Annotated in this window: 3 protein-coding genes; all 3 read left to right on the top strand. The window is 66.5% G+C overall.

What is annotated here, in order from left to right:
* Positions 1 to 273: 273 nt before the first annotated feature.
* The 3 genes from ACO2RV_RS24880 to ACO2RV_RS24870 are packed head-to-tail and all read left to right on the top strand — an operon-like array spanning position 274 to position 4,478.
* Positions 274 to 2,013 carry a relaxase/mobilization nuclease domain-containing protein gene (locus ACO2RV_RS24880; protein WP_423296884.1) on the top strand — a complete coding sequence of 580 codons (1,740 nt, stop codon included), beginning with the start codon at positions 274 to 276 and terminating at the stop codon, positions 2,011 to 2,013.
* Positions 2,014 to 2,034: 21 nt separating this feature from the next.
* Positions 2,035 to 4,026, top strand: a complete 1,992-nt coding sequence (locus ACO2RV_RS24875) for a conjugal transfer protein TraG (protein ID WP_423296883.1) — start codon at positions 2,035 to 2,037, stop codon at positions 4,024 to 4,026.
* A gap of 5 nt (positions 4,027 to 4,031) precedes the next feature.
* Entirely contained in the window at positions 4,032 to 4,478 is a 447-nt protein-coding gene (locus ACO2RV_RS24870; RefSeq protein ID WP_244450005.1) for a CopG family transcriptional regulator, read from the top strand.
* The last annotated feature ends 165 nt before the right edge of the window (positions 4,479 to 4,643 follow it).

The following is a 4,643-nucleotide window of genomic DNA, read 5'->3' as shown; positions in this document are numbered from 1 at the left end:
AGGACTCTCGCCTCAGGAGCCGTCGTGCGGCGCGGCGCCGCTTAGCGTATTATTGAATGCAATGGAGAAGAGACGACGATGTCGAACAGATCTGACAAAGCACAACCGATTAGGACGGCAGGATAAAAGAGCGCACATTGCGCAGCGGTCGGGATGTTGGTTCTGCCTGCGTTTGCCCGAGGCTTCGGCACATTGCGGAGTCAAGCCACACGTTTCACGCGTCCCCCAAATAGCTGAAAATCAGCAGATTTCTACACATTGCGAGGCTTCGCCATGAGCGATGAACGCGAGTTCCGCGTCCGTCCCGGCCGCATCCGCTCGACCCGAGCCCAGCAGGCCCGCCCCTTCGTCGCCCAGGCGCTTGCCGCGGCCCGGAAGGCCGGCGGCGGGGTCTCCCGCTCCGGCAAGATCGCCGCCGGCCACCGCTCACGTTTCGGCAGCGGGCAGGTCGCCAGCCTTCAGGCCAGCCGCCGGATCACGCCGCGCTCACGCGGCGCCGTGGTGAAGGCCCGCGTCGTTCGACACACAGCCCGCGCGGGCTCCCTCAGGCAACACCTCACCTATCTTCGCCGCGAGGGCGTGACCCGCGACGGCGATAAGGCGCAGATGTTCGGTCCCGAGAGCGAGAGCGTGGATGTCGACGCCTTCACTGAGCGCTGCCGCGAGGACCGTCACCATTTTCGCTTCATCGTCTCGCCCGACGACGCCCTGGAGATGGAGGACCTGCGGGCCTTCACCCGTGACCTCACCCGGCAGATGGAAAAGGACCTCGGCACCGGGCTCGACTGGGTCGCCGTCGATCACTGGAACACCGAGCATCCCCATGTGCATCTGATCGTGCGAGGCCGCCGCGACGATGGCCAGGACCTCGTGATCTCCCGCGACTATATCAGCGAGGGCATGCGCGATCGCGCCCGTGACCTGATTACCCAGGAACTCGGCCCGCGCACCGAGCTCGACATTCGCCAGAGTTTGGAACGCCAGATCGAGGCCGAGCGCTGGACCGAGCTCGATCGGCAGCTCATGCGCGAAACCCGCGAGAGCGGCATCATCGACATGGCGCCGGTTCCCGGCCGACAACCGGATGAACATCATGCGCTCAAGATCGGGCGCCTCCGGAAGCTCGAGGCGCTCGGCCTCGCCACCGAGATCGGCAACGCGCAATGGGTGATGGAGCCGGAAGCGGAAGGCACCCTGCGCACGCTCGGTGAGCGCGGCGACATCATCAAGCGCATGCACCGCGCCCTCGGCGAACGCGGTATCGAGCGCGGCACCGCGAGCTATGTCCTCGCCGCCGAGAGCCTCGACGTGCCGGTCATCGGCCGGCTGGTCGCCCGCGGCCTTGATGATGAACTCCACGGCTCCGCTTATGCCATCGTCGATGGCGTAGACGGGCGCTCCCATCACATCCGGCTGCCTGATCTCGATGCCGCCGGTGATGGCGCGCCGGGCTCTATCGTCGAGCTGCGGACCTTCGATGACGCCCACGGCAAACGGCGCGTCGCACTCGCCGTGCGCTCCGATCTCGATCTCGCCCAGCAAGTGACCGCCCCCGGCGCCACCTGGCTCGACCGGCAGGCCATTGCGCGTGACCCCATCGCTCTGTCGGATGGCGGCTTCGGCGCGGAGGTGAGCCAGGCCCTCGACCGGCGCGCCGAGCATCTCATCCGCGAGGGGCTGGCCGAACGACAGGGGCGGCGCGTCGTCTTCGCCCGCAATCTCATCGAGACGCTGCGTCGCCGCGAGCTAGAGAGCGCGGGGGAGAAGCTCGCCACCGAGACAGGCCTGCCGTTCAACAAGGCCGGCACCGGCGAGTATGTCGCCGGCACCTATCGCCAGCGCCTTGTGCTCGCCTCCGGTCGCTTCGCCATGCTCGATGACGGGCTCGGCTTCCAGTTCGTGCCCTGGTCGCCGTCTCTGGAGCGCCAGCTCGGCAAGCATGTCTCCGGCGTCGCCCGTGACGATGGCGGCGTCGACTGGAGCTTCGGCCGCAAGCGCGGCCTTGGCCTCTGACCCCCGAGAGGGATTATCATCATGTCGGCGACGAAAATCCTCTGGGGGCAGATCCTCACCGTCCTTTTGATCGTGCTCGCGGCCATCTGGGGCGCCACACAATATGTGGCCTGGAGCCTTGGCTTTCAGGCGCAACTCGGCGCGCCGTGGTTCGCGCTTTTCGGCCTGCCGATCTACTACCCGCCGGCCTTCTTCTGGTGGTGGTACTTTTTCGATGCCTATGCGCCGGAGGTGTTTTTCCGGGGCGCGTTGATCGCCGCCTCCGGCGGCTTCCTCTCCATCGCCGTCGCCATCGCCCTGTCGGTCTGGCGGGCCCGCGAGGTCTCCAGGGTCGAGACCTATGGTTCGGCGCGCTGGGCCGAGAAGGAGGAGGTCCGCATCGCCGGGCTGCTCGGCACCGATGGCGTCGTCCTCGGCCGGTATGAACGCGACTATCTACGCCATGACGGGCCCGAGCACGTGCTGTGCTTCGCACCGACCCGCTCCGGCAAGGGCGTCGGGCTGGTCGTGCCCTCGCTGCTGACCTGGCCGGGATCGGCCATCGTCCATGACATCAAGGGCGAGAACTGGCAGCTCACCGCTGGCTTCCGCGCCCGGCATGGACGCGTGCTGCTGTTCGACCCGACCAACACTAAGTCCGCCGCCTACAATCCGCTGCTGGAGGTGCGTCGCGGCGAGTGGGAAGTGCGTGACGTCCAGAACATCGCCGACATCCTGGTGGACCCCGAAGGCTCGCTGGAAAAGCGGAACCATTGGGAAAAGACCAGCCACGCGCTGCTCGTCGGCGCCATCCTCCACGTGCTCTATGCCGAGACGGACAAGACGCTCGCCGGCGTAGCCGCCTTCCTCTCCGATCCGAAGCGGCCGATCGAGACCACGCTCGACGCCATGATGAAGACCGCCCATCTGGGCGAGGCTGGCCCGCATCCCGTCATTGCCAGCGCCGCCCGCGAACTTCTGAACAAATCCGACAATGAACGCTCGGGCGTGCTCTCCACCGCCATGTCCTTTCTCGGTCTCTACCGCGATCCGGTGATTGCCGAGGTGACGCGGCGCTGCGACTGGCGCATCGCCGATATCGTCGGCGGCAAGGCTCCCTCGACCCTCTATCTCGTGGTGCCCCCGTCCGACATCAACCGCACCAAGCCGCTGATCCGCCTCCTCCTCAACCAGATCGGTCGGCGGCTCACCGAGGACCTGCAGGCCAAGGGCGGACGCCATCGTCTGCTGCTCATGCTCGACGAGTTCCCCGCGCTCGGCCGGCTCGACTTTTTCGAGAGCGCGCTTGCCTTCATGGCCGGCTATGGCCTGAAAGCCTTCCTCATCGCCCAGTCGCTGAACCAGATTGAGAAGGCTTACGGGCCGAACAATTCGATCCTCGACAACTGCCATGTCCGGGTGAGCTTCGCCACCAACGACGAGCGCACCGCCAAGCGCGTGTCCGATGCGCTCGGCACCGCCACCGAGATGAAGGCGATGAAGAACTACGCCGGCCATCGGCTATCGCCCTGGCTCGGTCATCTCATGGTATCGCGCTCGGAAACCGCCCGCCCGTTGCTCACGCCCGGCGAGGTCATGCAGTTGCCGCCCACGGACGAGATCGTCATGGTCGCCGGCACCCCGCCGATCCGGGCGAAGAAGGCCCGCTACTACGAGGATGCGCGCTTCCGGGACCGGCTCCTGCCGCCGCCAACGCCCTCTCGTGGCCCGACCGTCCAACACGATGACTGGACCGCGCTGCCATTGCCCAGGCCCCAGGAGGGTACGGCCGGGAGCACAGCGGACGAAGGTCGAGACGATGACCCGACCGGCTCCGAACACCGGCATCAGCCCGAGCTCAGCCGCGTCAAGCCGGTCGAGAAAAGCCAGCCCATCGAGAATGAGTTCGAGTTCGACACGGATCGCGACGACGAGATGGAGGACGTCGCCACCCGGAACCGCCGCATGACCGGACTGATGCAAGGTGTGGCGCGGCAGGTCAGCCTCAATCCCAATGACGGCATGGAGCTGTGATCGCCATGGCAGGTCGCACGAAGAAAGCGCAGATCTCGGTCTATCTCGAGCCCGACATCATGGACATGCTGGCCCACTACGCCGCCCAGCGCGACCAGTCCATGTCCCTGATCGCCCAGGCTGCGATCGCCTCCTTCCTGTCCCCCGACAGTGCCGAGCGCCAGGAGGCCGCTCTTGCCAGGCGCCTCGGCCAGATCGATCGCCGCCTCGCGCGACTGGAGCGCGACCTCGGCATCTCGACCGAGGCCTTCGCCACCTTCATCCGCTTCTGGCTCGCCACCACCCCCGCGCTGCCCGAACCCGCCGCCCAGGCCACGCGGGCCAAGCTCTCCGAGCGCTACGCAGCCTACACCCGCGCACTCGGCCGGCGCCTCGCCAAGGGGCCACAGCTGCGGCAGGAGATCGTGGAGGATGTTTCTCAACTGGAGAGTGACGGAGGCCGCCGGTCGTGACGCATTCTCGGGCTTTGAGTACGTCCGCTTGTGACGAACCTGTCCGTCGTCAGGGTTTTTGGGACAACCGGCGGCGTGAGCTAACGGAGGCTCTGGTCCATCAGGTTTGTCACATTAGGCCGCTGCATCTCGATGAAGCAAGCGACGCTGTTTGATGGTTTCGCG

It is taken from the genome of Ancylobacter sp. VNQ12 (assembly GCF_049445835.1).
Classification (GTDB): domain Bacteria; phylum Pseudomonadota; class Alphaproteobacteria; order Rhizobiales; family Xanthobacteraceae; genus Ancylobacter.
Note: the sequence above shows the minus strand (reverse complement) of the source record. Positions and strands in the feature narration are given on the sequence as shown.

Excerpts from the sequence above, each read along its gene's own strand:
- ACO2RV_RS24875 (WP_423296883.1), top strand. The coding sequence starts at position 2,035 with ATGTCGGCGACGAAAATCCTCTGGGGGCAGATCCTCACCGTCCTTTTG.
- ACO2RV_RS24880 (WP_423296884.1), top strand. The coding sequence starts at position 274 with ATGAGCGATGAACGCGAGTTCCGCGTCCGTCCCGGCCGCATCCGCTCG.
- ACO2RV_RS24870 (WP_244450005.1), top strand. The coding sequence starts at position 4,032 with ATGGCAGGTCGCACGAAGAAAGCGCAGATCTCGGTCTATCTCGAGCCC.